28 protein-coding genes and 2 pseudogenes are annotated in these 26,569 nt (G+C 67.7%); 14 read left to right on the top strand and 16 right to left on the bottom strand.

Features of this window, described 5'->3' with window-relative positions; translation table 11 throughout:
• Positions 1-105 precede the first annotated feature (105 nt).
• Positions 106-330, top strand: coding sequence for an excalibur calcium-binding domain-containing protein (locus ACWDUA_RS18250; protein ID WP_449752443.1), 225 nt, complete (start codon positions 106-108; stop codon positions 328-330).
• A 94-nt stretch (positions 331-424) separates the two neighbouring features.
• Entirely contained in the window at positions 425-1,087 is a 663-nt protein-coding gene (locus tag ACWDUA_RS18245) for an endonuclease III domain-containing protein (protein WP_449752410.1), read from the top strand.
• Positions 1,088-1,171: 84 nt separating this feature from the next.
• Here the strand turns inward: ACWDUA_RS18245 and ACWDUA_RS18240 are convergent, their stop codons facing one another.
• Both ACWDUA_RS18240 and ACWDUA_RS18235 read right to left on the bottom strand, forming a co-directional pair.
• The gene (locus ACWDUA_RS18240; RefSeq protein WP_449752409.1) at positions 1,172-1,666 is read right to left on the bottom strand and encodes an SRPBCC family protein; all 495 of its coding nucleotides are present in this window, start codon (positions 1,664-1,666) and stop codon (positions 1,172-1,174) included.
• A complete protein-coding gene (locus ACWDUA_RS18235) occupies positions 1,663-2,067 on the bottom strand; it encodes an ArsR/SmtB family transcription factor (protein ID WP_449752408.1) in 405 nt (134 codons plus the stop codon). The genes ACWDUA_RS18240 and ACWDUA_RS18235 overlap by 4 nt, the downstream gene beginning before the upstream one ends.
• A 76-nt stretch (positions 2,068-2,143) precedes the next feature.
• Here ACWDUA_RS18235 and ACWDUA_RS18230 point away from each other — a divergent pair, with 76 nt between their 5' ends.
• Both ACWDUA_RS18230 and ACWDUA_RS18225 read left to right on the top strand, forming a co-directional pair.
• A complete protein-coding gene (locus tag ACWDUA_RS18230) occupies positions 2,144-2,566 on the top strand; it encodes a nitroreductase family deazaflavin-dependent oxidoreductase (protein ID WP_449752407.1) in 423 nt (140 codons plus the stop codon).
• Positions 2,567-2,625: 59 nt separating this feature from the next.
• On the top strand, positions 2,626-3,204 hold the full coding sequence (locus ACWDUA_RS18225) for a hypothetical protein (protein WP_449752406.1): 579 nt from the start codon (positions 2,626-2,628) through the stop codon (positions 3,202-3,204).
• Between the two features lie 107 nt (positions 3,205-3,311).
• Here the strand turns inward: ACWDUA_RS18225 and ACWDUA_RS18220 are convergent, their stop codons facing one another.
• From ACWDUA_RS18220 to ACWDUA_RS18205, 4 genes and pseudogenes are all read right to left on the bottom strand, one after another.
• Positions 3,312-4,346 carry a fused (3R)-hydroxyacyl-ACP dehydratase subunits HadA/HadB gene (locus tag ACWDUA_RS18220; RefSeq protein WP_449752405.1) on the bottom strand — a complete coding sequence of 345 codons (1,035 nt, stop codon included), beginning with the start codon at positions 4,344-4,346 and terminating at the stop codon, positions 3,312-3,314.
• A gap of 549 nt (positions 4,347-4,895) precedes the next feature.
• Positions 4,896-6,632 (bottom strand): ubiquinone-dependent pyruvate dehydrogenase, encoded by a 1,737-nt coding sequence (gene poxB, locus ACWDUA_RS18215; protein WP_449752404.1) that lies wholly within the window; start codon positions 6,630-6,632, stop codon positions 4,896-4,898.
• A 58-nt stretch (positions 6,633-6,690) separates the two neighbouring features.
• A pseudogene (locus ACWDUA_RS18210) lies at positions 6,691-7,023 on the bottom strand (CAP domain-containing protein); the annotation flags it as partial.
• 99 nt (positions 7,024-7,122) lie between these two features.
• Positions 7,123-7,398: pseudogene (locus ACWDUA_RS18205) on the bottom strand (antibiotic biosynthesis monooxygenase family protein); the annotation flags it as partial.
• Between the two features lie 79 nt (positions 7,399-7,477).
• Here ACWDUA_RS18205 and ACWDUA_RS18200 point away from each other — a divergent pair.
• The gene (locus ACWDUA_RS18200) at positions 7,478-8,092 is read left to right on the top strand and encodes a hypothetical protein (protein WP_449752403.1); all 615 of its coding nucleotides are present in this window, start codon (positions 7,478-7,480) and stop codon (positions 8,090-8,092) included.
• Between the two features lie 23 nt (positions 8,093-8,115).
• On the opposite strand, the gene ACWDUA_RS18195 is transcribed toward ACWDUA_RS18200, so the two are convergent.
• Together ACWDUA_RS18195 and ACWDUA_RS18190 are read right to left on the bottom strand one after the other, a co-directional pair.
• Positions 8,116-8,766 (bottom strand): class I SAM-dependent methyltransferase, encoded by a 651-nt coding sequence (locus tag ACWDUA_RS18195; protein ID WP_449752402.1) that lies wholly within the window; start codon positions 8,764-8,766, stop codon positions 8,116-8,118.
• Positions 8,763-9,305: a DUF222 domain-containing protein gene (locus ACWDUA_RS18190; RefSeq protein ID WP_449752442.1), complete on the bottom strand. Its 543-nt coding sequence runs from the start codon at positions 9,303-9,305 to the stop codon at positions 8,763-8,765. Before ACWDUA_RS18190 ends, ACWDUA_RS18195 begins: the two co-directional genes overlap by 4 nt.
• Here ACWDUA_RS18190 and ACWDUA_RS18185 point away from each other — a divergent pair.
• Together ACWDUA_RS18185 and ACWDUA_RS18180 are read left to right on the top strand one after the other, a co-directional pair.
• Positions 9,186-10,556: an AraC family transcriptional regulator gene (locus ACWDUA_RS18185; RefSeq protein WP_449752441.1), complete on the top strand. Its 1,371-nt coding sequence runs from the start codon at positions 9,186-9,188 to the stop codon at positions 10,554-10,556. The genes ACWDUA_RS18190 and ACWDUA_RS18185 overlap by 120 nt on opposite strands.
• Before the next feature lie 126 nt (positions 10,557-10,682).
• On the top strand, positions 10,683-11,879 hold the full coding sequence (locus ACWDUA_RS18180) for a serine hydrolase domain-containing protein (protein ID WP_449752401.1): 1,197 nt from the start codon (positions 10,683-10,685) through the stop codon (positions 11,877-11,879).
• A gap of 8 nt (positions 11,880-11,887) precedes the next feature.
• Here ACWDUA_RS18180 and ACWDUA_RS18175 read toward each other — a convergent pair whose 3' ends face one another.
• The 4 genes from ACWDUA_RS18175 to ACWDUA_RS18160 all read right to left on the bottom strand — a co-directional run bounded on the left by ACWDUA_RS18175 (position 11,888) and on the right by ACWDUA_RS18160 (position 13,686).
• Positions 11,888-12,157, bottom strand: a complete 270-nt coding sequence (locus tag ACWDUA_RS18175; RefSeq protein ID WP_449752400.1) for a helix-turn-helix domain-containing protein — start codon at positions 12,155-12,157, stop codon at positions 11,888-11,890.
• Positions 12,158-12,182: 25 nt separating this feature from the next.
• Positions 12,183-12,362, bottom strand: a complete 180-nt coding sequence (locus ACWDUA_RS18170) for a hypothetical protein (protein ID WP_449752399.1) — start codon at positions 12,360-12,362, stop codon at positions 12,183-12,185.
• Positions 12,363-12,498: 136 nt separating this feature from the next.
• Positions 12,499-12,639: a hypothetical protein gene (locus tag ACWDUA_RS18165; protein ID WP_449752398.1), complete on the bottom strand. Its 141-nt coding sequence runs from the start codon at positions 12,637-12,639 to the stop codon at positions 12,499-12,501.
• Positions 12,640-13,173: 534 nt separating this feature from the next.
• The gene (locus tag ACWDUA_RS18160) at positions 13,174-13,686 is read right to left on the bottom strand and encodes a flavodoxin domain-containing protein (protein WP_449752397.1); all 513 of its coding nucleotides are present in this window, start codon (positions 13,684-13,686) and stop codon (positions 13,174-13,176) included.
• A 984-nt stretch (positions 13,687-14,670) separates the two neighbouring features.
• Here ACWDUA_RS18160 and ACWDUA_RS18155 point away from each other — a divergent pair.
• Positions 14,671-15,159, top strand: a complete 489-nt coding sequence (locus ACWDUA_RS18155) for a GNAT family N-acetyltransferase (protein ID WP_449752396.1) — start codon at positions 14,671-14,673, stop codon at positions 15,157-15,159.
• Here ACWDUA_RS18155 and ACWDUA_RS18150 read toward each other — a convergent pair.
• Positions 15,095-16,465 (bottom strand): MFS transporter, encoded by a 1,371-nt coding sequence (locus ACWDUA_RS18150; protein ID WP_449752395.1) that lies wholly within the window; start codon positions 16,463-16,465, stop codon positions 15,095-15,097. The two genes, ACWDUA_RS18155 and ACWDUA_RS18150, sit on opposite strands and share 65 nt — an antisense overlap.
• Positions 16,466-16,758: 293 nt before the next feature.
• On the opposite strand from ACWDUA_RS18150, the gene ACWDUA_RS18145 reads away from it, so the two are divergent.
• From ACWDUA_RS18145 to ACWDUA_RS18135, 3 genes are all read left to right on the top strand, one after another.
• A complete protein-coding gene (locus ACWDUA_RS18145; RefSeq protein WP_449752394.1) occupies positions 16,759-17,796 on the top strand; it encodes an LLM class flavin-dependent oxidoreductase in 1,038 nt (345 codons plus the stop codon).
• A gap of 69 nt (positions 17,797-17,865) precedes the next feature.
• Positions 17,866-20,394, top strand: coding sequence for a Tex family protein (locus tag ACWDUA_RS18140; RefSeq protein WP_449752440.1), 2,529 nt, complete (start codon positions 17,866-17,868; stop codon positions 20,392-20,394).
• A gap of 18 nt (positions 20,395-20,412) precedes the next feature.
• On the top strand, positions 20,413-20,826 hold the full coding sequence (locus ACWDUA_RS18135; protein WP_449752393.1) for an NUDIX hydrolase: 414 nt from the start codon (positions 20,413-20,415) through the stop codon (positions 20,824-20,826).
• 83 nt (positions 20,827-20,909) lie between these two features.
• On the opposite strand, the gene ACWDUA_RS18130 is transcribed toward ACWDUA_RS18135, so the two are convergent.
• A complete protein-coding gene (locus tag ACWDUA_RS18130; protein WP_449752392.1) occupies positions 20,910-21,683 on the bottom strand; it encodes an SGNH/GDSL hydrolase family protein in 774 nt (257 codons plus the stop codon).
• 98 nt (positions 21,684-21,781) lie between these two features.
• Here ACWDUA_RS18130 and ACWDUA_RS18125 point away from each other — a divergent pair, with 98 nt between their 5' ends.
• Together ACWDUA_RS18125 and ACWDUA_RS18120 are read left to right on the top strand one after the other, a co-directional pair.
• On the top strand, positions 21,782-22,594 hold the full coding sequence (locus ACWDUA_RS18125; protein ID WP_449752391.1) for a shikimate 5-dehydrogenase: 813 nt from the start codon (positions 21,782-21,784) through the stop codon (positions 22,592-22,594).
• 193 nt (positions 22,595-22,787) lie between these two features.
• Positions 22,788-24,122, top strand: coding sequence for a DUF4185 domain-containing protein (locus ACWDUA_RS18120; protein ID WP_449752390.1), 1,335 nt, complete (start codon positions 22,788-22,790; stop codon positions 24,120-24,122).
• Between the two features lie 17 nt (positions 24,123-24,139).
• Here the strand turns inward: ACWDUA_RS18120 and ACWDUA_RS18115 are convergent, their stop codons facing one another.
• Positions 24,140-25,264, bottom strand: a complete 1,125-nt coding sequence (locus ACWDUA_RS18115) for a baeRF11 domain-containing protein (protein ID WP_449752439.1) — start codon at positions 25,262-25,264, stop codon at positions 24,140-24,142.
• Positions 25,265-25,347: 83 nt separating this feature from the next.
• A complete protein-coding gene (locus tag ACWDUA_RS18110) occupies positions 25,348-25,791 on the bottom strand; it encodes a hypothetical protein (protein WP_449752389.1) in 444 nt (147 codons plus the stop codon).
• A gap of 50 nt (positions 25,792-25,841) precedes the next feature.
• Here ACWDUA_RS18110 and ACWDUA_RS18105 point away from each other — a divergent pair, with 50 nt between their 5' ends.
• A complete protein-coding gene (locus ACWDUA_RS18105; protein WP_449752388.1) occupies positions 25,842-26,417 on the top strand; it encodes a mismatch-specific DNA-glycosylase in 576 nt (191 codons plus the stop codon).
• Positions 26,418-26,569: the final 152 nt, after the last annotated feature.

Below are 26,569 nucleotides of genomic sequence, written 5' to 3'. Positions count from 1 at the left end.
AACATACGCTTCAGACGTCGATCGATGTGGACCGGGCCGGAAGGTGTTCTCAGCATGCGTAACCCCTCGAAGAACTTCGTCGTCGCCGGCCTGGCGGCAGGCCTGATGGTCACCGGAGCAGCAGTGGTGGCCGCGCCTGCACAGGCGACCACGACGTATGCGAACTGCAAGGCCCTCAACGCCGACTACCCGCACGGGGTGGGCAAGGCGGGAGCTGTCGATTCCACCTCGGGCACCCCGGTCACCGACTTCACCGTCGACGACGATCTCTACAACGCGAACACCAAGCGAGATCGCGACGGCGACGGCATCGCCTGCGAGAAGCACTGAGCGATCGTCCTCTGCGCGTGACGGTCATGGTCCGGGCGCGCGCTGCCCGAGTCTCCGCGAGTGACGCGGTGACCGTCGAGTAGCGTGTCCGTTCGTGCGTCGTCAGGAGAAAGTCGAGCGGATCGGGGCCCTGCTCGACGAGCTGTATCCCACTCAGCCCATCCCGCTGGATCACACCGATCCGTACACGTTGCTCGTCGCTGTCGCGTTGTCGGCGCAGACCACGGACAAGAAGGTCAACCAGGTCACCCCGGCACTGTTCGCCGTGGCCGACACCCCGGAGAAGATGGCGGCGCTGGGCCCCGATCGCATCCTCGAGCTCATCCGTGAGATCGGGCTGGCACCCACCAAGGCGCGCAACCTCTGGACCGCGGCCGGGCAGGTCATCGAGGCCGGCGGAGAGATCATCCCCGACTACGCCTTCCTCGAATCCCTGGCCGGGGTCGGGCACAAGACCGCCAGCGTGGTGATGTCCCAGGCGTTCGGCATTCCGGCGTTCGCGGTGGACACCCATATCCATCGTCTTGCCCGACGGTGGGGCTTGTCCGACGGCAGCTCGGTCGAACGCACCGAGGCCGACCTCAAGAAGGCGTTCCCGGAAGACGAATGGAACCGCCGTCACCTACAGATCATCTACTTCGGACGTGAGTACTGTCCGGCGCTGCGTCACGATTTCGCCGTGTGTCCCATCTGTTCGTGGGCGGCGACCAAGAAGCAGGCCCTTGCCGAGCGTCGCGCGACCCGCGGCTCGCGCTGACGGCGGCGTCGACCGCGCGCAGCGTGCGTGCGAAGGCGGACCTCCATTCGTAGGCCCACTTCCGTGTGTGGGCGGACTTCGCGGTCACCGAGCTGTGAGACCGCCGAGGTAGGCTGCCAGGTTGCCCAGGGTCTGTTCGCCGCCCTCGATCGCGTGGTACTTCTGCACGGCCTCGTCGCGGGATTCCTTGGTGGGGAACACAGTTCGCATCTCGATCCGGGTTCCCGCCGGCTCGGCGGTGTCGGGGGTGAAGGTGATGGTGGACTCGAAGGCGTTCGGGTCGTCGCGACGTTCCCCGTGCACGAGACCGATCAGCTCCGGCGGGACGATCTCGGTCCAGCGAATCCACTCCCGGTAGTCGGTCCCGTCGGGACCGTGCATCACAAAGTCCCACTCGCCGTCGGTGCGGAAATCGAATGACGTTGTGGTGGTGGTGAATCCGTTCGGACCCCACCACTGCGACAGATGCCGCACCTCGATGAACGCGTCGAACACCACTTCCCTCGGGGCGTCGATGATCCGGGTGATCACGATCTCCCGGTCGGCGGTGGTCGTGGTTGTCGGCATGGTGTTGCTCATGATTCTGGCCTTTCGCTACTGCTGCGGGTGGTGTGGCCGCCCTGCGTGGCGCGCCCGTCTTCCGGGGTGGCGTCGGCCTCCTCGAGGTCGCGGACGTAGGCGTCGAGTCGGTCGAAGCTCTCGTTCCAGAACTGCTCGAAACCGCCGGTCCACTCGTGGACGGGTCGGAGGCCGCGGGCGTCGAGTCCGTAGACGCGTTGTCTGCCTTCCCGGCGGTCGTCGACCAACCCGACCTCGCGCAGGACCCGGAGGTGTTTGGATGCCCCGGGCTGGGACAGTCCGAGCTCTCGCGCGACCTCGGTGACCGGACGCGCACCCGATCGCAAGAGGGTCAGGATCTCGCGTCGCTGCGGTTCTGCGATCGCGTTGAACACATCTGACGTGGTTGCTGCCCGTGCCACGTTCCCATCATATTCCGATATGGGAATGCGTCAAGAGGGCTGGAATATGTGGCCCGCCGGGCCGGTTGGCCCAACCATGAGTGCGAATGCAGAGCTGAGTCCTGAGGGTTGGGTTCGAGGTCAGACCGAGAAGATCCTCGAGCAGGGCACCACCGACGGTGTCGAGATCCAGGGACGCCCGGTGGTCCTGTTCACCACCACCGGCGCCAAGTCGGGCAAGCGGCGTTATGTGCCGCTGATGCGCGTGGAGGAGAACGGCAAGTACGCGATGGTGGCCTCCAAGGGCGGCGCCCCGAGCCACCCGACCTGGTACTTCAACGTCAAGGCCAACCCCTCGATCACCGTGCAGGACGGCACCACCATCTCCGAACTGACCGCCCGTGAGGTCGACGGCGACGAGCGGGCCCACTGGTGGGAACTGGCCGTCGCCGCGTTTCCGTCCTACGCCGAGTACCAGACCAAGACCGACCGCCAGATCCCGGTCTTCGTCCTCGAGTAGGCCCACCCCTAGCGTCACGATCTCACGATGGTGTACGCCGGATCCGGCATCATGGGAATATGTCGGACCTGAGTTACGCCGATTTCGGTCGTCGGTTCTTCGAGATCGCGGTCACCGAGGACCGCGTCCGCTCGGCGTTCTCCTCGGTGGTCGGCGACTCCTTCGAGGTCGGGCCGATCGCCTCGGGGCCGGCGAACATCGCCAAGGTGACCGCGCGGGTCGAGATCCGCGAGCCGCGGGTATCACGGCGGATCGGTGAGCCCATCACCTTCGGGGTGCAGCTACCGCTGCGGATCGGGCTTCTCGTGGATCTGCGGGTCGACCGCGTCCGCTACCGTGTCGACGGCGTGGTCGACCTGAAGATGGCCGCGCGCGCCCGCGAACCGCTGGAACTGCACATCGAGGTGACCCCGCCGCGGGTCGGTGACGTGCGGATCGGTGTGTCGTCCAAGACGATCCGCGGTGAGATCATCCGCGTGGTCGGCCGCGTCGACGACGAGATCAAACGCTTCATCGCCGCCTACGTCGCCGAGGAGATCGACCGCCCGGAGATCCGCAAAGCCCGGATCATCGACGTCGCCACCGAACTCGGCCGGGCCTTCGAATCGATGTCGGAGCCGGCGGGTGCCGGCGCCTGAGGGCCCACGAGAACCCGTTTCACGCAGAAGGGCCGCAGTCGCGGTGTGCAACTGCGGCCCTTCTGCGTGTTCTGGCTGTTTGCAGGATGGACCCGGACGGGTCGGACTCAGGCGAACCGAATCGTCATGGTCGCCAGGCCGAAGATCTTGCGTCCGCCGGACTTGGCCACCACGATCACCACTCCGGTGCGGGTCTCGGGATCGAGCGACTTGACCCGGCCGCTGTACTCGATGTCGCCGCCCGCGACCGACACGATCGCCGGTTGGGACAGGCGGACCGCGTAGCGGGTGACCGCACCCGGATCGCCCGACCATGCCGACACGAATCCGGCGCCGAGTCCCATGGTGAGCATGCCGTGCGCGATCACGTCGGGCAGTCCGGCCAGACGGGCGATCTGCTCGTCCCAGTGGATCGGGTTGGCGTCCCCGGCGACACCCGCGTAGTTCACCAGGTCGCCGCGCGACAGCCGTGCGTGGTGCAGCGGGATCTCGTCGCCCACCGACAGCTCGTCAAAGGAGCGTGCGCCGGTGGTCGGACGGGCGTCGGCACCGAAGCGCACCTCATCGGCCGGGCGCACCGACTTGATGTAGGCCTCGTCGGAGTCGGCCTGGCTGAGGATGTTGACGTCGTGCATCATCGCCGTGCGGACCGACTCGGTGATCGCCGGATCGACCTCGTCGGCGGTCACTCCGACCACGGTGGTGTGCATGGTGTGCACCCGCTCACCCGCGGCGTCGGTGAAGGTGTTGGTGACCGTGATCAGGTCCTTACCGGCGATCCGACGGACATTGGTCAGCTCGACATCGGTGATCAGTTGGTCGCCGGCCACGATCGGGCGATGCTGCTCGAAGACCTGCTCGGTCTGCACATACGTGTCGTATCCGACGATCACCGACTCGAACAGCGCGCGGTTGGCCGCCATCGCCGGAATCGAGGTGAAGGTCAGGGGGGCGACGACACCGGAGTAGCCCAGAGCTGCGGCAGCCACCGGATCCCAGTGGATCGGGTGGTAGTCCTGAACCGCGCGGGCGTACTCACGCACCTTCTCGCGGCCCACTTCATAGGTACCGTCGGCAGCGTAGTAATGGCCGACCCGAGCGTCGAGGCCTGCTGATTCGTCGGTGGTCACAGTGATGGTCACCCGTACCACGGTATGGGTGTGCAGAGTGCATATCCAATTACGTGGCACCCATCACGTTTCGTGTCGCGCTGATCGGACGGTACCGCGGACGCAGTTCTGGGGTGTGGGATCGCTCGGTTGGGAGCGAAAATCGACGGCGTGGCCGCGCTTCTGCTCGCTCTGCGTCTGTTCTCTCCGCATGGTCGCCTGACTGCCGGCGCCGGGGGTGTTTGCGGACACGTGCATCTCACCGGGTTTCGACGGCCGGTCGGCCTCGCTTCGCGAGGACGACCTGCTCAACCACCATGCGGTGGGCGCGGGTCTTTGTCGTCGGGCTCGGTCCCGGCTCGATCGTCCTGGGTGGTTGTGTGTGGTCCACGCTGGTTGAGCCGATGAGGAGCGTAGCGACGAGGCGTGTCGAAACCTCCGGTGGCCGGGTTCGGGTGGTGACCACTTGGGGGGTGGGTGCGGGTCACGGGGTCTGGACGCGGGTTCGGTCTTCGGGCGCGGCCCGACCATCGGTGGGCGCGTCCTGCACAACCACCCGGGGTGCACGCCTGCTGTTACCGCTCAGTCGAACAGGCGGCGGAACACGTTGGTCTCGGCGAGGTCGACCAGTTCGTCGCCACGGCCCGACATCACTGTTCGTAGGGCGTAGAGGGTGAAACCCTTGGCCTGTGCAGCGGTGATGGTGGGCGGGATGGACAGCTCCTGACGGGCGGTGGTCACGTCGAGCAGCGCCGGGCCGTCGTGGGCCAGGACCTCGGCGACCGCGGACTCGAGCCCGTCGGCCGACTCGACCTTGCGGCCCAGGATGCCGACGGATTCGGCCAGCCGTGCGAAGTCCGGGTTGACCAGATCGGTGCCGTAGTTGACGAAGCCGGCGGCCTTCATCTCCACCTCGACGAAGTTCAGCGACGAGTTGTTGAACACGATGATCTTGACCGGCAGCTTGTTCTGGACGATGGTCAGCAGCTCGCCGAGCAGCATGGCCAGGCCACCGTCGCCGGCCAGCGCGATCACCTGGCGACCGGGGAACGCTGCCTGCGCACCGATCGCCTGTGACACCGCATTCGACATCGATCCGTGGGAGAACGAACCGATCAGCCGTCGGGACCCGTTCATCGTCAGATACCGGGCTGCCCACACCACCGGCGAACCCACGTCGGGGATGAAAACGGCATTGCCCGAGGCGTTCTCGCTGACGAGGCGGGCCAGGTACTGCGGGTGGATGGGGGAGCGGTTGCGGTCGTTGTCGGCGAGCTCGTCGAGGCGCCGGCGGGCTTTGCGATAGTGCTCGCGCGACGACGTCAGATGCGCGGAATCGCGGTTGCGGTCGATCAGCGGGAGCAGTGCCTCCACGGTGTCGGAGACGGCGCCCACCAACGGGACGTCAACCGGCGTGCGTCGGCCGATCTGCTCGCCTCGGATGTCGACCTGGATGATCGTCGCCTTGGACGGATAGAACTGCTGATACGGGAAATCGGTGCCGAGCATCAACAGTGTGTCGCACTTCTCGATGGCACGGTACCCCGACGAGAAGCCCAGCAGCCCGGTCATACCCACGTCGTAGGGATTGTCGTACTCGATGAACTCCTTGCCGCGCAGGGCATGCACGATCGGCGCCTGCAACGCACTCGCCAGCTCGACGACGGTGTCGTGGGCTCCCTGGACCCCGGCGCCGGCGAGGATCGTCACCTTCTCGGCATCGTTCACCAGTGCGGCGGCACGACGGATCTCGACGTCGGTGGGTCGGGATATCCGAGGTATGGCCCGGATCGGTGCTCCCGCACGACGTTTGGGCGAGAGCTTGAGGAAGATCTCCCCGGGGACGACGAGGACGGCCACATCGCGCTTCTCGACCGCGGTGCGTAGGGCGACGTCGAGAAGTCGTGGCATCTGGTCCGGGGTGCTCACCATCTCGCAGAATGCGCTGCACTCGCGGAACAACTGCTCGGGATGGGTTTCCTGGAAGTATCCGCTGCCGATCTCGGGGGCGGGGATGTGCGCGGCGATCGCGAGGACCGGGACCCGGCTGCGGTGGGCGTCGAACAAGCCGTTGATCAGGTGTAGGTTTCCGGGGCCGCAGCTGGCGGCGCAGACCGCGAGCTCGCCGGTCAGGGTCGCCTCTGCGGTGGCGGCGAAGGCTGCGGCCTCCTCATGTCGGACATGGGTCCACGCGATGGTGCCGTCGAGGCGCAGGGCATCGGTGAAACCGTTGAGCGAATCCCCCGGGATTCCGTAGACCCGTTGTACACCAGCGCGTTTGATCTGTTCGACGATGACTTCGGCGACGGTGTCGGCCATGCGGAGTCCACTTCCTTCGGTCGGTCCAGCCCACCATAGCCCCGATCCGGTGCGCTCGTCAGTAGCGTGCCAGCACCTGGGTGGCGTACAGCTTCCCGTCCGTGGCCACCGCCACCCCGACACCGAGATCGGTGTACGACGGGTTCAGGATGTTGTCCCGATGGCCGGGTGAGCCCGCCCACTGCGCGAGGAGATCGTCGGCGTTCGCGGTTCGCCATGACTGCAGGATGTTCTCGGCGGTACTCGTCCACCCGGGTGGGATCTGCTCGGCACCCCAGGGATTGTGGGCGAGGGCGTTGTGGTCGGCCATCTGCAATGTCCACGTCTGGGCCACCGTCTGCAGCCGCGGATTCTCGATCAGTGGAGTGAACCCCATGGATGCGCGATAGCGGTTGGTGGCCTCGGCGACATCGTGCGGCGTCACGATCCCGTCCGGGACCATCCGCCCGATGTCACCATGACCCCGGTCGAATCCGAACGTCGTGTGCTCGAAATGCTCCACGAACGGGAACGGATCGTAGAAGTGGTGCAACAACTCCCGCCACCGGCCGTAGTCGGGCGATCCGCGGAACCCCTCGGTGTGGTCCTCGATCCGATCCCACTCGACCAGCAACAGGAACACCTCGGGACGTTCGATCGACCGGGAGAGCCGTAGCGTCCGAACCCCGCGCTGCGCGGCCATGATCGGCTCGGCTGCCGCGAACGCGGTGAGGAAGTCGTCGGCGCTACCGGGACGCACGTACAGGACGGCATGTTCGAGGATCACGTGCTGATGGTCCCAGATCGCCGTTGTGATGCACGGCTACACCGTGTTCACTGACGGGGTGATCTCGAGTCGGTTCAAGATGGTGATTTCCGTAACGGCAACGGCCTTGCTCGGTGCGACCGTGGGCGCCACGGTCCTCGCGGCACCGGCCACCGCGTCTCCCGCCCCGACGACACCGCCGGGTCTCGGCACGCCCACCGGCGCGTGCGTGATCGCCCCCGACAACACCGCGGTCACCGTGCAGTCGCTGCGTCACGGATGCTCGAGTGAGCAGATCATGGACCTGTACCTGCGGGCATCCGCCGGCGATGCGCCCGCCGGCAAGAAGTCCATCGTGTTGCTCCCGGTCTTCGAGGTTCGCGGAAAGCCGATCTCCTACGGTGCCGCCAAGACGCTCACCACGGCCCAGAACCTGCTGGGGGACTCGCTGACGTTCACCGCCGGGACGAACGACATCCCGTGGGTGTACAAGAACTACGTGTGGGGCCGCGACGTCGGCGGTGAACTGGTGTTCGGCGACTCGCGGATCGACGGCAAGCCGACGTGGTCGGCCGATTTCTCGCGCGATTTCGGCGGTCGCCCGATCAGCCTGCACGAATACCGGAAGCTGACCGATGGCGTGTGGATCGGTCGCGACATCGGCGGCGGTCAGAGCGCCGACGGGCACACCGGTGGGGCGTTCGCGCTGTACTGAGCGAGGCTCCGACCCGGCACGGCTCAGCCGAGTCGTGTCGCCCGGACGACGACGTCGTGCAGCGGTGGCGCGTCGGCGCGGACGGTCCGCTCGTGTTCCTCGGCGACGTCGATGCGCCATACTGCGGGATCCAGGACCCCGGTGATGCCGGCGACGGTGGCGGTCGCCTTCTCCGGTGGCTGGTCTTCATGTGAGTGTGGGTGCGAGTCCGGATGTGCAGCGGTATGCGCGTGGTGGTGCGACGCCTTCGGGTCGTGGCGGTGGCCGACGATGAGCAGCACCCCGTCCGGGGCCACCCAGTCACCGATGCGGCGGTAGAAGTCGACCTGCGGGATGGCCGGATGTGCGTAGTTGGTCATCACCAGATCCCACCGGTCGACCGGCTCCCACGTCGACACATCTGTCTCGACCCAGGTGATCGGTTCGATACCCGTTGTCGCATCAGCACGTTGCGCCGCGGCGGCCAACGCGCGGCCGGAGATGTCGGCGCCGGTCACCTGCCAGCCACGAGTGGCAAGCCAGATGGCCTCGCCCCCCGCACCGCATCCCGCGTCCAGGGCACGTCCCGGAGTCAGGCCACGAACCGCCTCGGCGACATAGGGATTCGAGTGTGCATCGGAAGAAGCGGAACCCCAATGGGTTTCCCAGTAGTCCTTGTCGAACGCATGCGTCATCGGTGACCTCCGTCGTGTGTCCGACCCCCAGCGTGCTGCGGACTGTACGTTTCGGCAAACCGGTTTGCCGTTGGCGCAAGAATCGCTCTCGGAAGGGGTGCGGGGGTCGTCGGGGTGGACGGCGGCGGCCGTGGCGTTGAGGCGGGTGTTGACGAGTTCGGCGTCGAGTTCGGGGAGGTGGGCGGTGAGCCGGGATTGGCCGGGACGAAGCGGTCGGGGGTGATGGTGACCTTGCGTTCGGCTGTGGCGTGGGCGCGGCGTCGGTGGAGGGCGGGGTCGGTGGAGGCGACGATGGCGTCGAGCATGGCGGTGAAGCGGGTGGTGGACATGGTGTCGCGGCCGAAGATCTGTTCGGCGATGCGGGAGTCGACGTGGGGTATGAGTTCGGGGGTGACGAGGGTGGTGCGGGTGAGCATGATGTGGAAGCGGTGTTCGTCGATGCGGCCTTGGGCGAGGGTGCCGCCGGTCCAGGGGAGGCGGTAGCGCAGGGCGTTGCCGGCGAGGATGAGTTCGCGGGCCTTGCGGGGTGGGACCGACAGGACGGCACCGATCTGGGCGATGGCTTGTTCGAGGCCGTCGGGTCCGTGGTGGTGGGGGGTGGCGCCGGTGTGGTGGTCGGTGAGGGCGTCGGGGTCGGTGGCGATGAGGTCGGTCCAGTGGGGATCGCCCTGGGCGTCGTCGGCAGGGTCTGCCGGTGGCGGTGGTGGGGGCGTCTCGGTGGACAGTGTTCGAACATACAGACGGGGTCCGACAAAAAGCGTCGACGCACGATCGTGGTCGCCTACGGTGGACGCGTGTCACTGGATCTGGACCCCCGGCCGGCGGTCAACCGTGGGCTGATCGGCGTGGAGTCGGACTGGGATGTCATCCGCACCTGGACCGACGACAAGTACATGCGGTTCGACGCGCACCCGATCGGGCGGGGTATCGCACCGGCGTCGTCGATGTTCTCGGTGCCGATCGGCGAGATCACCATGACGCGGTTCAGCTACGGCGTCGGCGTGGACCTGGCGAACTTCGATGCCGATTCAGGAAATGTCTTGGTGCTCACCACTCTTCGTGGCTGGACCCACCATGCGGCCGGGACTCGGTTCGGAGCGGAGCTCACAGTGGGTCAGACCTATGTCGCCGACTGTAGCCGCGTGGATTACAGCCTGGTCGCCGACCCGGATCACCTGCAACTCAACCTCACCATCCCGCACCGCCTGCTCGCCGACCTCGCCCTGCGCTGGTGGGGGTACGTTCCCGACGACCGCCTGTGGACGCACCGGTGCGTGGTCGGCGGACCGGACAGCGCCTGGCTGGCGTTGCTCGGATACGCGGCCCGGACCGCCGCAGTCGCCCCAGATCAGGTCGCCTCGGGGCGGATCGGGGCCAACCTGCAGGAGATGATCGCCGCCCACCTGCTCGACGAATGGGCGCAGCGGGCCGGGATCGACCTCTCCCGCGCACCGATGGTCGCCGCCCCCGGCTACGTCCGCTCGGCGGTGCGCTACATCGACGAGCATGCCCGGGATCTGCCGACGGTGACCGATGTCGCTGCGGTCGCCGGTGTCAGTGTGCGGGGCCTCGGCGGCGGATTCAGCCGATACCTCGGCATGTCGCCGCGCGCCTACCTGGTGGAACAACGCCTGCAGGGCGTCTACCGCGAGCTGTCGGCGGGTGCGCCGTCGGTGGCGGTGGTGGCCCGCAGCTGGGGCTACGTGAACATGAGTGTGTTCGCCGCGGCCTACCGGCGCCGATTCGGGGAGAATCCGTCGGCCACGCTGGCGCGTGGGTCGTCGGGCTGACCTCGGCGGGGGTCGGACGGTACGGGGTGCCGATCAGGATCAGCATGCGCCGATCACAGGTATGACCGGCCCTGCCGGACCACTAACTTTCTGTGCTGTACCTCACACAGCACCGAAAGGATGGCCATGACCACCGTGAATCGATCGACGCTGGGCCCGGCACTCGACGAGGTCCTCACCGACGTCACCTCTGCCACCGGCGCGGCCCGCGTACCCGGCGTCGTCGCGTCGGTGACCCGCTCGGCGGGCACCGTCTACGAGGGCGCCGCCGGTGTGCGTTCACTCGCCGCCGACCCCCCGATGACCACCGACTCGGTGTTCGCGATCTTCTCCACCACCAAGGCGATCACCGGCACCACCGTGTTGCAGTGCGTCGAGGAGGGGCTGCTCGACCTCGATGCCCCGGCGTCGGAGTACGTCCCCGACATCGGCGAACTCGGGGTGCTCGACGGCTTCGCCGACGACGGCTCACCCGTCCTGCGCGCGCCGAAGACCCCGATCACCACCCGCATGCTCCTGCTGCACACCGCAGGTTTCGCCTACTCGTTCTTCGACGAGGCGTACTCGCGGCTCACCGCCGACGGTCGTCAGCCGAGCGTCATCACCGGAACCCGCGCAGCGCTGACCACCCCGCTGATCTTCGACCCGGGCACCCGCTGGAACTACGGCAGCAACATCGACTGGGCCGGGCTGATCGTCGAGGCGATCCGCGGCAAGCGACTCGGTGAGGTCATGGCGAAGCGGGTGTTCGCCCCACTCGGCATGTCCGACACCGCCTTCTCGATGACCGACTCGATGAGCGGGCGTCTCACCGAGATCCACCAGCGCACCGCCGACGGCACCCTGGTGCCGACCGGGCTGGTGCTGCCACAGGATCCCGAGGTGCACATGGGCGGGCACGGTCTGTACTCCACGGTGCCCGACTACACACGCTTCCTCCGGATGTGGCTCAACGACGGCGAGGGCGAGTACGGCCGCGTGCTGCGACCGGAGACGGTCGAGGCGGCCGCCCGCAACGGACTCGGGGAGCTGCAGGTCACCATGCTGCCCGGCGTCGAGCCGGATCTGTCGCATGACGCCGAGTTCTTCCCCGGTCAGCGCAAGACCTGGGCGTACACGTTCATGATCAACGAGGAGCAGGCACCCACCGGCCGCACCGCCGGTTCGTTGGGTTGGGCGGGCCTGGCGAACCTCTACTACTGGATCGATCGCAGCGCCGATGTCGCCGGTCTGTGGGCCACCCAGATCCTGCCGTTCGCCGACCCCGCGTCGATCGGCGGATTCCTGGACTTCGAGACGCGGGTCTACGCGTCACTGCGCTGACGCTGTCGTCAACGTCCGCGACGTGCGGCGCGCTCGGCGAATGCGTCGAGCGCGCCGGTCACCTCGATGGCCTGCCACATCCGGTTTCGGTCGAATCCCGTGACCTCGTCCAGGATTCCGGCATCGAGCAGTGGCGTGATCACCCGGTGTGCATTCTTCGGGTCGATCCCCAGCTCGTGGGCCACCACGTTGCTGTCGACGACGGGCCGGCAGAGGAGGACGTCGGGTAGGTCTCCGGGCCCGGAGACCCTCGTCGGGCGCGCAGCGTCGAGTCCCACTGTGTCCGAATGGCATGGAGGTCGGTCACAGGCGACCACCGTTCTCGACCGCCGACAGGGCGGCGTGTGACAGGGTGTCGATGATCGGGGAACACATCCCCTGATCTGTATGCCTCCACTGCGGCGAAGTGGCGGCCATATCGGTCACGAGTCCGGCCGAGACCGGGACCGTGACGTCGTGGGTGAGTCCGGTCGCGCGCAGCATTGCCTGCATCAGTGCGCGGCCGGTTCGGCGGTTCCCCTCCGGGAAAGGGTGGATGGTCTCGAACCGGGCATGGGCGATGGCAGCCAGACGAGCGGTGGGACGTCGTCGCGACCGGTGAACTCGATCAGATCATCCATCAGCTCGGCAACGCGGTCGGCCGCTGGTGCAACGTGATCCGAACCGTGTGGACCGGTGCGTTGCCCCCGATCCACACCTGATCGGTCCGCCGGCGTCCGACGATGTCGGCGCCGTGTTCGGTCAGGAGTGCGCGGTGCATCTCCAGCACTCGAGTCGGTGTCTGTGCGGTCGGAGAGTGCGATGGCTGCGCGCATCGCTGCGACGTTGGCGACGATCGCGCTCGCGTTTCGTCTGTCACGACTCCCATTTCGGCGAGCGCCATCTACTCGGCGCCGGATGTGAGGATGTCGATCTGCGAGGACGATGCAGACTCGGAACACAACAGGATCGACGCGAAAGGTGCAACCTCGGTACCGAACTCGGCGTCGAACCGTGTGATGACGATACTCGTCTCGTGCGCCGGTGATCTGTCCGTGATGTGCGGAACGACTGCGGCGTCGAACGGTCCACGGAACCGGTCGCATTGTGCGCGCGTCATCGGGTCCGCCGTGATCGACGGCCTCCACTCGAGGGGGGTCGGATGAGATCGGCGGCCATGGCAGACGGGTCTGGACCAACGGACGGATCTGGACCGCGTCGTTGGTGGGTGGAAGTGACGACACATCCCGACCGTGACCTCGCATGGTGAATCGGCGAGGTTGCAGATCGTGGGTCGACCCGGTTCTCTGCGGTGTCAGGCGTGGATCGATTCCGCCCACGCGTCGACATCGTCCCAGTCGCGGGCGTCGCCGTAGTGACCACCCATGACCCGGAACACCACTCGCCCCGCGCCGGGCCAGTCGCCCGGTTCGATCGCCCCCGCGAAGCGGTGCGCGTCCTGGACATGCCCGGTATGACGCAGGGTCGCAACGGCTTTCGGTTCACTCATGCGCGGTCGTAGTGCCTTTGTGCGCTTGTCGCCGAAGAAGGAGGTGGTGTCTCCGATCGAACCGACCGAGAACGCCCACAGCGGTTTGTCGCCCCACTGGGAGGCGAGGCGATCGACGGCGTGGGTCGCCTCGGGTAACCACTGCCCGTTGTGGATCGCGCTGCCCACGATCACACCGTCGTAGTCGTCGAGGTGGGAGGTCTCCCGCAGGCGGGCAACGGTGACCTCGTCACCATGTCGCGTGCGGTCGGCGGCGAGCCGCTCCGCGATACCCGTGGTGGAACCGTGGTCGGTGGCGTACAGGATGAGTAGTCGCATGGTGGTCCTCCCGTCGAACCGCTGACGTCGGGTGTCTTTCCAGTGTGCACCCGATCGCCGGTCCGGCACGAGGGCCACAGGTCACCTGCTGTGTGCGAGGACCCGAGCCGCGGTGACCTCCGTGATCCGGGTGGCGGACGCCTCGTCGAGTAGCTGCCGCGCTGGCGCGAATTGCCAGATCGGGTGCAGGCGATCACGGAAATCCTCTGCGGCGGAGACAGAATCGAAGTCGAGGTCGATCGTCACGCGATTGGGCTCGCGGATGCCGCGAGTGACACGATAGGCGAGGACCCTCCCTCGGTCCGGAGTTCCTCGCGTGCGGTGAAGACGCGGTAACCGGCGTCGTGGTTCTAGTCGTAGTCGTGGACGGGGTGTTCGATGTGCAGGGAGATCATGACGGCCTCCTGGTCGATCCGTGTGGTCGGTACATGTCCAGCACACCGCAGGTCGGGGTGCGTCGACCATCCCCGATCCTGGGGATTCCGCAATCCGGGGAATCCGCGGAGTCGGCGTGATTCGGGGTCGTGGTCACCGATGCCGGAACAGGCCGGCGGGCGGGTTCGACGCCCACGTGTTCCCGCTGACCGACCCGGTCACCCGGTGATGACCGCCCCGCATGCGGTCGTGCCGATGGTGCCGCGCGCTCGGATCCCCGAGCTCATCCGGTGGGTGAGCCCTGGTCCTGCGTCCATCGTGGGGACGGGTACTGGGTGACGGTCCGTGCGTCGCGTCTCGGCGATGACGTCGCGGTGACGATCGAGACGGCTCCGGCCGGCGAACGAATCGATCTGTGGGCCAGGGCCTCGACACCGGATGGCCGTGAGACGGAGGTGTTGTCGCTGCTGGTCGGGGGAATGGCGACCTGCGACATCGCCGCCGCCCTCGTCGTTCCGAACACACCGTCAACGACCCCGTGAATGCGATTCTGGCGAAGACACGTTCACGGAACCGGTAGGCGCTGCTCGCCGGTGTACGGTGACGGCCATGAGCGGTCTACCGGTCGGTCGTCTGGCCGCCGCCGACGACGCACCGATGATCGCCATCCTGCTCGATGCGTTCAATCGCGAATACGACACCCCGACACCGGGACCGGAGGTCCTCGTCGAGCACCTCCGCGAACTGCTGGGCACACCGACCTTTTTCGCCGTCATCGCCGGATCACCGGTCCGTGCGGTCGGACTCGTCACCCTACGGACCAATGTGTGGGTTCCCGGTGGCGTCGCCCTGCTCGACGAGCTGTACACCGTGCCCGATCACCGCGGCGAAGGCCTGGGCTCGGTGGTGCTGGAGCTCGCCGTCGTCGAGGCCACACGGCGCGGTGCCGGCGAGTTCGAGATCGAGGTCGACGAACCCGACGTGGACGCACACCGGTTCTATGAGCGCCACGGCTTCCCGACACGCGATCCGGTCAGCGGTGATCGGGCGTTTGTGCTCCGCAGGGAACTGCGTCCTCCGACACCGGGATCTCGGTGAGCACCGGCCGCGATGCAGGGTCGGTCCGTCGCGTCGCGCGGTACTCCCGCCAGACCATCGTCGCCCCGACCAACCAGAACGGGATCTGCCATGCCATCGCCACCCGGAACGACGCCAGGTCGTAGGCCTCGGCGCCGGTGTGCCCGCCGGACATGACACCCAGGGTGAGTCCGATCAGCAGGATCACCAGCACGCTGGCGAAGAAGCCGCCCGCGTTGACCACACCCGTGGCGGTGCTCAGCCGATAGACCGGGTTGTGGTCGCGTGCGAGGTCGAAGGCGATGACCGAGGCGGGCCCACCTGCGCCGATCGCGATCGCCAGGACGTACAGCAACCAGGTGGGTGCGGGGCCGGTCAACGCGAGCACCACCGACCACACGATCAACTGACAGGCCACCAGGACCAGGACGAGGTGGACACGGTACGGCGCGAATCGGGCCGAGAACAGCCCGACCATCGGCCCGGCGGCGACGCCGATGATCACCGAGGTGATCAGCACCATCTGGGCGGTGCCGGACGCGAGGTTCTCGGCGGTGACCAGAAACGGGAATCCCCACAGGACACCGAACACGTTGGTGGAGAACGGCGAGACGGCATGCGTCCAGAACGCCAGCCGGGTACCCGGTTCGGCGATCGATTCGCGGAGCCGCGCGAGGATGCCGGGCTCGTCGCCGGCGGCGCGTCCGGCGGGCGCCGAGTGCCCGTCGCTCACGAGGATCAGCGCCAACACGGCCATCAGGATGCAGGTCGCCGCGAGCAGCAGAAAGCCCGGCTGCCAACCGAGAGAGTGGACCAGACGGGTGAACGGGATGATGCTGATGATCTGTCCTGCCTGGCCGATCATGGCTGTGACCTGGACGATCATCGGCGCGACGCGGCGCGGGAACCGGATGCCGATGATTCGCAGCACGCACGGGAACACGGCCGCATCGCCGGCGCCGAGAAGCACACGCGCGGCGATCGCTATCCACACGCTCGGAGCGAGCGCCAGGGCGATCTGGGACAGCGCCATCAGGCCCAGGCCGACGGTCAGGACGGCTTTCGACCCGTAGCGGTCCAGGGCCATACCGACCGGTATCTGGGTGGCCCCGTAGACACCGAGCTGGATGACCGCGAACAACGAGAGTGTTGCCGGGTCGATCGAGAAATGATGTGCGGTATCGATTCCCAGAGCGGACAGCGAGGTTCGGTTGGTGATCGCGACCAGATACGCAACGGCGCCGACAACCCACGTCACGGCTACCGCGAGTGCCGAACGCGAGATCCCGGCCCCGCGTGACGGCTGCGACGGCGATGTCGACGGCATGGGGCCCTTCCCGGCGCAGGCCGGAGATGTGGAGTGGGGGTGGATTTGCGAATCATGATGCTACGCCGGGAATATCGGCCTCCGGAATCCGAACCGGGTCGCCGTCGCGTAAGTGAAAACCCAACGAGGCCAGGTCATCTCGGGTGAGTGACGCCAACGATCGGCGAGTGTCCGGTGGGATATCTCACCGCGTGGCATCGCTCACACCGCCCGGGTCGGGTGCATTCTGGAGAGCGTCGTCGTGCCACCGCGGTGCGCCGCACACCCACACACAAGCCCGACAGGAGAACGCGATGCCTCGCGAAGGTCGACCGCTGCGCTCACTCGGTTTCCTCACGATCGGCTCCTTCGATCCCGCCGATCCCCGACGTGGCCACCTCGACACCCTCGAGATGATCCAGCGGGCCGAGGACCTCGGCTTCGACACCGTCTGGCTGCGCAACCGGCACCTGCAGTACGGGATCACCTCGCCGGTCGCGGTGATGGCCGCCGCCGCGACGCGCACCAGTCGGATCGCCCTGGGTACCGCCGTCGTCCCGCTCGGTTGGGAGAACCCGCTGCGGCTGGCCGAGGATCTGGCCACCGTGGACCTGCTGTCCGGTGGCCGGATCAATCCGGGGGTCTCGGTGGGGACGCCGATGCGCTACGACGACGTCAAGACCTCGCTGTACCCGCAGACCCACGACGTCGAGGACTTCTCCAAGGAACGCGTCCTGCGACTGCTGCGGTGTCTGCGTGGAGAACCGGTCAGCGACTTCGAGGGCACGGTCGGTATCGAGACCTTCACCCGAAGCGTTCAGCCTCAGTCGCCGGGTCTCGCCGATCGGGTCTGGTATGGCGGAATGCTCGACTCCGCGATCTGGGCAGGACGCCAGGGACTGAACTATCTGACGTCCTCGGTCGTCACCGCCGACGACGCAGACACCGTTGCCCACGCCGGTGCTCCGGATTTCGCGACCATCCAGGCCCGGCACATCGACGCCTATCTCGCCCATCACCCGGACCCGCCGAACGCACGCGTCTCGCAGGGGCTCGTGGTGATCCCCACCGACACCGCCACTGCCGACCAGGTCGAGCGCTACCGCGCCTACGCGGCGGCGCGGTACGAGCGGACCCTGGCTCCGCAGGGGCCCAGGCGTCTGGTGTTCTCGCCGGATCTGGTCGGTCCGTCCGACGAGCTCGCCGAGCGTCTCTATGCCCACGCCGGCTTCCGCCGCGCCGACGAGGTGGCGTTCGCGTTGCCGTTCACCTTTGCCCCGGCCGACTACGTCCAGATCGTCACCGACATGGCGCAGCGGCTGGGTCCGCTACTCGGATGGTCGCCCGTGTGAGCCGTGCAGACGGCACCGATGCTCGACACACCCACGGGCGGCGTCGGTGTGTCGGTGGGCTTCGGTAGGGTGCACCGGGTGAGTTCGAGCGCACCAGCTGCAGCATCCAATCCGACGCCCGGGGCACTGAAGTCCGTCAATGCGCGGATCGCCGAGGAGTTATCGGTCGGCGAGAACCAGGTGGCCGCCGCGGTGCGGCTGCTCGATGAGGGGTCGACGGTCCCGTTCATCGCCCGGTACCGCAAGGAGGTCACCGGCAGCCTCGACGACGCGCAGTTGCGCACCCTCGACGAGCGTCTGCGCTACTTGCGCGAACTCGACGAGCGCCGTGCCGCGGTGATCGCCTCGATCGAGGAACAGGGCAAGCTGACCGGCGAGCTGCGTGCCACGCTGCTCGCCGCCGACACCAAGTCCCGCGTCGAGGACATCTACCTGCCGTACAAGCCCAAGCGGCGGACCAAGGCGCAGATCGCCCGCGAGAACGGTCTCGAGCCGCTGGCCGACCGTCTGCTCGCCGATCCGTCCCTTGTGCCCGACGAGGTGGCCGCTGAGTTCACCACCGATGCCGTCGCCGATGCGCAGGCCGCGCTCGACGGTGCCCGCTACATCCTGATCGAGCGGGCGTCGGAGGATGCCGAGCTCGTCGGTTCGGTGCGTGAGAAGTTCTGGGCCGACGGCGCACTGCGCACCACCCCGCGTTCGGAGGAGGTCGCCAAGAGCCCCGCCGGACAGAAGTTCCGCGACTACTTCGAGTTCTCCGAACCGCTCGAGAAGATGCCGTCGCATCGCGTGCTCGCGGTGCTGCGTGGCGAGAAGGAAGAGGTCCTCTCGCTCGACTTCGACGGCGGCGAGGACGAGGCGTACCAGGCGATGGTCGCCGCGACGCTCGGAGTGGACGGTGCGAATCCGGGGGCGGGCACCCCGTGGCTGCTGCAGACGGTGCGGTGGGCGTGGCGCACCAAGCTGATGGTGTCGGCCGCGGTGGACGCGCGTCTGCGCCTGCGCCAGCGTGCCGAGGAGGACGCGGTGACGGTGTTCGCCACCAACCTCAAGGATCTGCTGCTGGCCGCCCCGGCCGGTGCTCGCACCACCCTCGGCCTCGACCCGGGCTTCCGTACCGGAGTCAAGGTGGCCGTCGTCGACGCCACCGGCAAGGTCCTCGACACCTGCGCCGTCTACCCGCATCAGCCGCAGAAGCAGTGGGACCAGTCCAAGGCCACGCTGGCCGCGCTGGTCGCGCGCCACGACGTCGACCTGATCGCCATCGGCAACGGCACCGCCTCCCGCGAGACCGATGCCCTGGCCACCGAACTCGTCGCCGACATCAAGAAGGCCGGCGCCACCGCGCCGGTCAAGGCGATGGTCAGCGAGGCGGGCGCATCGGTGTACTCGGCCTCGGAGTACGCCTCGCGGGAACTGCCGCAGCTCGATGTCTCGTTGCGCGGCGCGGTGTCGATCGCCCGCCGTCTGCAGGACCCGCTCGCCGAGCTGGTGAAGATCGAACCCAAGTCGATCGGTGTCGGCCAGTATCAGCACGACGTCACCCCGGGCACCCTGGCCCGCAGCCTCGACGCGGTGGTCGAGGACGCGGTGAACGCCGTCGGCGTCGACCTCAACACCGCGTCGGTGCCGCTGCTCGCCCGCGTGTCGGGTGTCACCCCCACGCTGGCCGAGGCCATCGTCACCCATCGGGACACCACCGGACCGTTCCGCAGCCGCAAGTCACTGCTCGACGTCCCGCGCCTGGGTCCCAAGGCATTCGAGCAGTGTGCGGGCTTCCTGCGGATCCGTGAGGGCGACGACCCGCTCGACGCGTCGGGCGTGCACCCCGAGTCGTACCCGGTGGTCCGCAAGATCCTCGACCGCTCCGGCGTTGCGCTCGCCGAGCTCATCGGCAACGAGCGCACCCTGCGCACCCTGAAGCCGGCGGAGTTCGCCGACGAACGGTTCGGTGTCCCGACCGTCACCGACATCCTCACCGAGCTGGAGAAGCCCGGCCGCGACCCGCGTCCGGCGTTCACCACCGCCACCTTCGCCGACGGCGTGGAGAAGGTCGCCGACCTCAAGCCCGGGATGGTGCTGGAGGGGGTGGTGACAAACGTCGCGGCCTTCGGCGCATTCGTCGACGTGGGCGTGCACCAGGACGGGCTGGTCCATGTGTCGGCCATGTCCGACCGATTCGTCTCCGACCCACACGAGGTGGTGCGCTCCGGTCAGGTGGTCAAGGTCAAGGTGCTCGAGGTCGACGTCGAGCGTCAGCGCATCGGCCTGACCCTGCGCCTCCGCGACGAGGTGGGTGGCGACCGCCGGGGTGGCGGGCAGCAGCGCGGCGGCGATCAGCCCCGGGGAAACCAGGGCGGCGCCGATCAGCGTGGCCGTGGCAACAACCGCGGTGGACCTGGCGACCGTGATGGCAACCAGCGTGACGCCAACTCTCGCGGTGGCAGCAAGGGCGGAAGCAACAAGGGCGGCAGCAACAAGGGCGGAAGCAACAAGAGCAACGGAAATCAGCGGGGCGGCAACAACAATCGCCGCCGCGAGTCCGCCCCCAACGGGTCGATGGCGCAGGCCCTGCGCGACGCCGGTTTCGGTCGCTGACCCGGGACGCCTGAGGCGATGTCGATGACCGACAAGGTGATTCGCGTCAGCGCCGTCGTGTTCTGTACCGACGACGGCGACTTGCTGACCGTTCGCAAGAACGGCAGCACGCGATTCATGCTGCCCGGCGGCAAACCCGAACCGGGGGAGTCGCCGCGGCAGACCGCCGCTCGTGAATGTGCCGAGGAGATCGGGGTGGCCCTCGGGCCCGACGATCTCACCGAACTCGGGGTGTTCCGGGCACCGGCGGCCAACGAGGCCGGTCACGTCGTCGAGGCCGTCGTGTTCGAGCATCACGTGCTGCCGGTGGACCGGCCGACCGCCGAGATCGCCGAACTGCGCTGGATGCGGATCGATCGTCTCGATCCGCAGGTCTCGCTCGCGCCGCTGCTGGCCGAACGGGTGATCCCGCTGCTCCTGTCTCGGCGCTGAGACCCGATACCGGGCGGGGCCGGTGGTGCCGGGCCCCGCACGCCGCGCCCCGATCGGGTCGGCCCAGAAAAGGACGACCCAGATCAGGCCAGGGTGTCGGCGGCGAGGACCGGAGCAGGCCAGCGCGGCGTGACACCGTCACCCGACGACGTCCCACGCACCCGTCGCATCAGCCACGGACCGAGGAAGGTCCGCGCCCAGCGCAGATCGTCGCGGCGGCGTTCGTCACGGGTCGGCTCGGCGGCGGTGGGCAGCGGATCGAGGGTGATGGCGTGCTCCACGCCGAGCCGGTCGAGGACCTCCGCCGCCATACGGGTATGACCAGACGACGACATGTGCAGACGGTCGGTGTCCCACATCCGGTAGTCGTCGTAACCGCGCAGACGCCAGAAGTCGAGAACGGTGATGTCGAGCCGGTCGGCGACCTCGCGAACCAGCTCGTTGTAGACCGCGGCGCGTCCGCGGGTGAGTCGGAAGACCGGCGCCCACCCGGCGTCGTAGGCGGTGAACACCACCACCGTCGCGCCCGTGTCGACCAGCCGCGACAGGGCTTGTTCGTAGCGGCCCACGAGTCCGTCGATGTCGATCGACGGTCGCATCATGTCGTTGCCGCCGGCATAGACGGTCACCAGGTCGGGGCGCAGCGCCACCGCCGCGTCGATCTGCTCGTCGATCACCTGGTCGAGCAGTTTGCCGCGGATCGCGAGGTTGGCGTATTCGAACGACGGCGAGTGTCTGCCGAGTTCCTCGGCCACACGATCGGCCCAACCGCGCAGCCCGTTGGGGCGCGTCGGATCGGCGTCGCCGACTCCTTCTGTGAACGAATCACCCAGTGCGACATACCTGTTGAAATTCACACTCACCTCGCTGCGTATCGACTCCGTCAAGCAGGCTACGTCGGTCGTCATAGTTCGGCAAAGGCGGGTGTCCGCCGTCACGCGGTAACCTGATCGCCGTGCCGATTCTGAACAAAGACATGACCCTGTGCATCTCCCTGGCCGGCCGACCGTCGAACATCGGTACCCGATTCCACAACCACCTGTACGACGAACTCGGCCTGAACTTCATCTACAAAGCGTTCTCCACCGATGACATCGTCGGTGCGATCGCCGGGGTCCGGGCCCTCGGCATCCGTGGATGCTCGGTGTCGATGCCGTTCAAGGAAGCCGTCATCCCGCTCGTCGACGTCGTCGAGAGCTCGGCGGAGGCGATCGGCGCGGTCAACACCATCGTGAACGACGACGGTCGGCTGATCGCCTCCAACACCGATGTGGAGGCGGTCGCGTCACTGATCGCGAGCAACGGCCTCGACACCACGCAGCCGGTGGCTGTGCAGGGGTCGGGTGGGATGGCCAAGGCAGTGGTCGCAGCCTTCCGATCGGCCGGATTCGGCGACCTGACCGTCGTCGCACGCAACATCGTCGCCGGGCCGGCGCTCGCCGAGCAGTACGGGTACCGGCATGTCACCGCCGCCGAGCCGGGGGCCTCGATCATCGTCAACGTCACCCCGCTCGGGATGCGCGGTGCCGACGCCGACGTCCAGGCCTTCGACGATGCGGTCATCGAGACCGCGACGGTGGTGTTCGACGTGGTCGCGTTCCCGGCGGAGACACCGCTGATCACCGCTGCCCGTGCGGCGGGCAAGACGGTGATCACCGGGGCCGAGGTGATCGCACTGCAGGCGGCCGCACAGTTCGAGAAGTACACCGGTGTGCCGGTCACCGCCGAGCAGGTGGCCCGCGCGTCGGAGTTCTCCCGCGCGGAATGACCGGCCGGGCTTCGGTCGCGGCGTTCTCAGGTGATTCCAAGCCGTGATCGGTTTGTGACCGGGATCGACATGGTTCGTCATCCACGACTGCTCAAATAGTCACTTGAGTATCACTGGTCACATCTGTCACACTCCGCAGTGTGATCGAGCCCAGGTGCTCGTGACCACCACCGCCGGATGAGAGTGACGCCTGATGAGACTGCGCACCGCCCGCTCGTTGATAGGTGCCGTCGTCGTCGCGGCGGGTGTGCTCGGCACCGGTTGGATGGGTACCGGTGACGCCGCTGCGGCGCCGTGCGGCAACAGCAGCAGCGGATCGTCCGGATCCCTCGAGCTGGGGTCGTTCGGTTCGCTGGGCTCGGGGTCGGGGTCGGGCTCGAACGGGCCCTCCGGTCCCGGTGCCGGCCCGCAGGGCCCGCTGCCGATCTTCATCGGATCCAACACCCGCACCGTCTCGTGGGTGACCGGCCCGTGGAGCCCCAACAGCACCTACAACCGGTTCGGCATCTCCGGCACGGACCTCGGTATCAGCTGGGACAACGGCAGTGGACAGACGCTGATGGCCTTCGGCGACACCTTCGGCAACTGCCGGGTCAGCGGCCAGCAATGGCGGCACAACGTCCTGCTGCGATCCGACGACGCCGACCTCTCCAACGGCATCACCGTGCCCGACGCGGTCGCCGGCGACGTCCGATCCGGCAGTGTGGTGGCCGCCGACAACCCGCGGTTCGCCCTTCAGCTGATCCCCGCCCTGGGCCTGAACTACGTGGAGGTCACCACCATCCCGACCGCCGCGATCTCCCTGCCCAGACCGGGCGGCGGCTTCCGGCAGTACATCAACTACATGTCGGTCCGGTCATGGGGCAGCGCAGGCCACTGGGTGACCAACTTCTCCGGTATCGCCTACTCCGACGACAACGGACAGACGTGGACCTCGGACCCCGACACCCTGCTGATCAACGCCCCGGTGACCCTCGCCCTGCCCGGAGAGCTCCAGGCCGTCGACCCCAACAACGGCAAGTTCCAGCAGAGCGCCTACGTCCGCGGCCACGGCGCCGAGGACGACCACGTCTACCAGTTCGGCACACCCAACGGTCGTTTCGGTGCGGCCTTCCTGGCGCGCTTCGAGCCCGACGACATCCTCGATCTGACCGAGTACCAGTATTGGGCCGGGCAGGCACTCGGTTGGGTCGACAGTATCTCCCAGATCCCCGACGACGGGTCGGCGGTCGTCGTCGGGCAACCGGTCACCGAACTGTCGGTGTACTGGAGTCCCTACCTGAACAAGTACCTGATGCTCGACGGCGACAACGCGATCCGCGCCCGAACCGCCGACAGACCGGAAGGGCCGTGGAGCTCGCCCACGACCCTGGTGCCGTCGGGTGCCATCGTGCTCTACGGCCCGATGATCCAGCCGCAGTCGCCGGCGATCCTCGGTACCGGCAAGGACCTCTACTTCAACGCATCCCGCTGGAGCGACTACAACGTGATGATGCTGCGCAGCGACATGAGCAAGGTGCCGCACTGAGCGCGGCGTGCGGACGGTCAGGCGAGCGGGTAGCGCAGGCCCGCCACGGCGACCCCGTTCCACAGTGAGTGGGTGATCTCCATGTCGCGCACCGCCTTGACCTCGCCGCCGTGGTCGAGGACCGACACCACGATCGCCGACAACAGGTCGTAGCCGTCGTCGGCGCGGGTCAGTGCCCCGGTGGTGGGGTCCATGGTGCCGAAGATGTCGACGGTGAACTCGTACAGCAGTGTGGACACGGCGCCGGCGACAGCGGCCCGGGCGATGCCCTCGAGCTCGGTGGCGACCAGCCCGGCCGACACGCCGTCGGCGATCCTGTCCATCCGTGCAGAGCTGCGTTCGGCGTTGATCGCGGGGATCTCCTTGCGGATCGCGGCGTCGATCTCGTCGGCCCGGAGATTGTCGGGGGCGCCGTGCACCGGGATGACGCGGCGCACCGAGTCGGCATTGCGGTACAGATCGAGCAGGGGATCGGCCGCGAACAGGAACAGCGGCTGGGTGGCGTTCGGATCAGGATGTGCCAGTTCGGTCTTCACGGCCTCGGCGACACGATGCGCATACTGATCGAGCAGTACCTTCTTGCCCTCGTCGCCGACGAGGCGCCGCACGTGCCCGCGGTCGCGGATGGTCGCACGGTTGGTGGCATCCGCGGCATCGGTCCCGTATTCGCCGCTCAGCTCGAGTTCGGTGGCCACCGTGGTGGCCGTCGCCGACCACAGATTCCAGCCGTTCGCCGACAACGTCAGTGCGTAGGCGGCCTGCGACGACGACACCGCGCGCACCAGCTGACCGAGGTCGAAGTAGCCGCCGACCTGCATCTGGTTCTCCAGTTTGTTGGGCAGCACGAAGATCTCGGAGAAGACCGGGGTGAGGAAGATCGCCACCGACCGCGACAACCGCGACCAGGCCTCGTCGTTGCGGATCTTCTCCCACTGATCGCGCAGCGCGGTCTCGGTGGCGTGCCGGATTCCGGACTCACGCAAGGTTCGGATTGCGCGGTCGAAGGCACTCTTGGCGGTGAGTGCACTGCCCTCGCGCTCATCGGGTGCGGGTGAGGTCTCGGCGTAGATCGTGATCGCGTTCTCGTGCGGTCGGCCGAGGTCACGCAAGGTGTCGAGGGTCGGGAGTTCGAAACGTGCCATGGTCACGTCCGTCCTTTCCTGGTGGTGGGTTCGGCGCCCCGTCCCCCACTGTAGACACGACCATATGCGGGGTGGGGCGATTTTCACCCCCGCAGTGTCGAGGGACCGAGCACCTGTGCACCGAGAACTTCTACCCGCCTGCGCAATTCCCGATCCGCGGTGACGACGGTGATCGTCCGTGTATCCGTCGCGGTCGGGGTGTCGGCGTCGGGCAGGTTCGCCCGCACCGCGTCGACGATCGCGTCGTCGCCGGAACCGGGTGCATCGACCACCTCGACCCCGTCGACGGGCGTCACCCCGCGGGCACGCCCCTCCACGACCAGCACGAGCCGGATCGGACCGCGTAGCCCAACCGTGCCGGACGACGCGAGCGGCGCGAGACGGTCCCGGAGTCGTTCGGCCGCACCTTTGCGGTCACGCCACCAGCCGTCGGGGACCGACCCGACGACGTTGGCCGCATCGACGATCAGAACCGGCCGCGGGTCGGTGGCGTTCTCGGGACGGGGTTTCTCGTCGGAATCTCCCATCACCCCATCCACCCATACCGGGATGCACGACGGCAAGTACCGTGCACCGTGTGCGCTTCACCCGCGACGAACTCGACGCCTTCCGTGACACCGAGATCGACGACCTGCTCGGACCCGGCTGCCGACTGCTGTTCGTCGGCATCAATCCGGGACTGTGGAGCGCGGCGACCGGTGCGCATTTCGCCCGGCGCGGAAACCGCTTCTACCCGGCGCTGGCGGAGGCGGGCATCGTCGACCACGTGATCGACGCGTCGTCGGGGATGCGTCCCGAGGACACCGAGCAGCTGATCGCCCGCGGCGTCGGCATCACCAATGTCGTCGCCCGTGCGACGGCGACCGCCGCCGAACTGTCGAAAGACGAATTCCTCTCCGGCGGTGAACGATTGCGCGAGGTGGTGGCTCAGGTCCGCCCGCACGTGGTCGCGATCCTCGGGATCACCGCCTACCGCACGGCATTCGGCGAGCCGAAGGCCCACGCCGGCCGGCAACCGACGGACTGGGACGGTGTGCAGGTGTGGGTGGTGCCCAATCCCAGCGGGCTCAATGCACACGAGACCGTCGCATCGTTGGCCGCCGCATACCGCGAGGTGGCCGTCGCGGCCGGAGTGCTCGACGTGATCCAGTAAGAATCGAAGCCCAGGGCGCCCACCACGCAACCACATTCGATGGTCGAGCCGGGGCCGAGCCCCTGGGGCGAGGACCCGTGTCGAGGCCTGGTGAGATTGCAGTGTCGGTGACCAACCTCAGGGGTGGTCAGTTGTCGACGTCGGCCAACCGA

The organism is Gordonia sp. NPDC003376 (assembly GCF_053589235.1).
Note: the sequence above shows the minus strand (reverse complement) of the source record. Positions and strands in the feature narration are given on the sequence as shown.

Bases quoted from the DNA above. Each gene is read 5' to 3' on its own strand.
- ACWDUA_RS18110 (WP_449752389.1), bottom strand. From the start codon at position 25,791: ATGGGAGATTCCGACGAGAAACCCCGTCCCGAGAACGCCACCGACCCG.
- ACWDUA_RS18155 (WP_449752396.1), top strand. From the start codon at position 14,671: ATGAGCGGTCTACCGGTCGGTCGTCTGGCCGCCGCCGACGACGCACCG.
- ACWDUA_RS18160 (WP_449752397.1), bottom strand. From the start codon at position 13,686: ATGCGACTACTCATCCTGTACGCCACCGACCACGGTTCCACCACGGGT.
- ACWDUA_RS18195 (WP_449752402.1), bottom strand. From the start codon at position 8,766: ATGACGCATGCGTTCGACAAGGACTACTGGGAAACCCATTGGGGTTCC.
- ACWDUA_RS18150 (WP_449752395.1), bottom strand. From the start codon at position 16,465: ATGCCGTCGACATCGCCGTCGCAGCCGTCACGCGGGGCCGGGATCTCG.
- ACWDUA_RS18170 (WP_449752399.1), bottom strand. From the start codon at position 12,362: ATGCTGCGCGCGACCGGACTCACCCACGACGTCACGGTCCCGGTCTCG.
- ACWDUA_RS18135 (WP_449752393.1), top strand. From the start codon at position 20,413: ATGTCGATGACCGACAAGGTGATTCGCGTCAGCGCCGTCGTGTTCTGT.
- ACWDUA_RS18115 (WP_449752439.1), bottom strand. From the start codon at position 25,264: ATGGCACGTTTCGAACTCCCGACCCTCGACACCTTGCGTGACCTCGGC.
- ACWDUA_RS18120 (WP_449752390.1), top strand. From the start codon at position 22,788: ATGAGACTGCGCACCGCCCGCTCGTTGATAGGTGCCGTCGTCGTCGCG.
- ACWDUA_RS18145 (WP_449752394.1), top strand. From the start codon at position 16,759: ATGCCTCGCGAAGGTCGACCGCTGCGCTCACTCGGTTTCCTCACGATC.
- ACWDUA_RS18230 (WP_449752407.1), top strand. From the start codon at position 2,144: ATGAGTGCGAATGCAGAGCTGAGTCCTGAGGGTTGGGTTCGAGGTCAG.
- poxB (WP_449752404.1), bottom strand. From the start codon at position 6,632: ATGGCCGACACCGTCGCCGAAGTCATCGTCGAACAGATCAAACGCGCT.
- ACWDUA_RS18250 (WP_449752443.1), top strand. From the start codon at position 106: ATGGTCACCGGAGCAGCAGTGGTGGCCGCGCCTGCACAGGCGACCACG.
- ACWDUA_RS18180 (WP_449752401.1), top strand. From the start codon at position 10,683: ATGACCACCGTGAATCGATCGACGCTGGGCCCGGCACTCGACGAGGTC.
- ACWDUA_RS18240 (WP_449752409.1), bottom strand. From the start codon at position 1,666: ATGAGCAACACCATGCCGACAACCACGACCACCGCCGACCGGGAGATC.
- ACWDUA_RS18200 (WP_449752403.1), top strand. From the start codon at position 7,478: ATGGTGATTTCCGTAACGGCAACGGCCTTGCTCGGTGCGACCGTGGGC.
- ACWDUA_RS18225 (WP_449752406.1), top strand. From the start codon at position 2,626: ATGTCGGACCTGAGTTACGCCGATTTCGGTCGTCGGTTCTTCGAGATC.
- ACWDUA_RS18165 (WP_449752398.1), bottom strand. From the start codon at position 12,639: ATGCACCGCGCACTCCTGACCGAACACGGCGCCGACATCGTCGGACGC.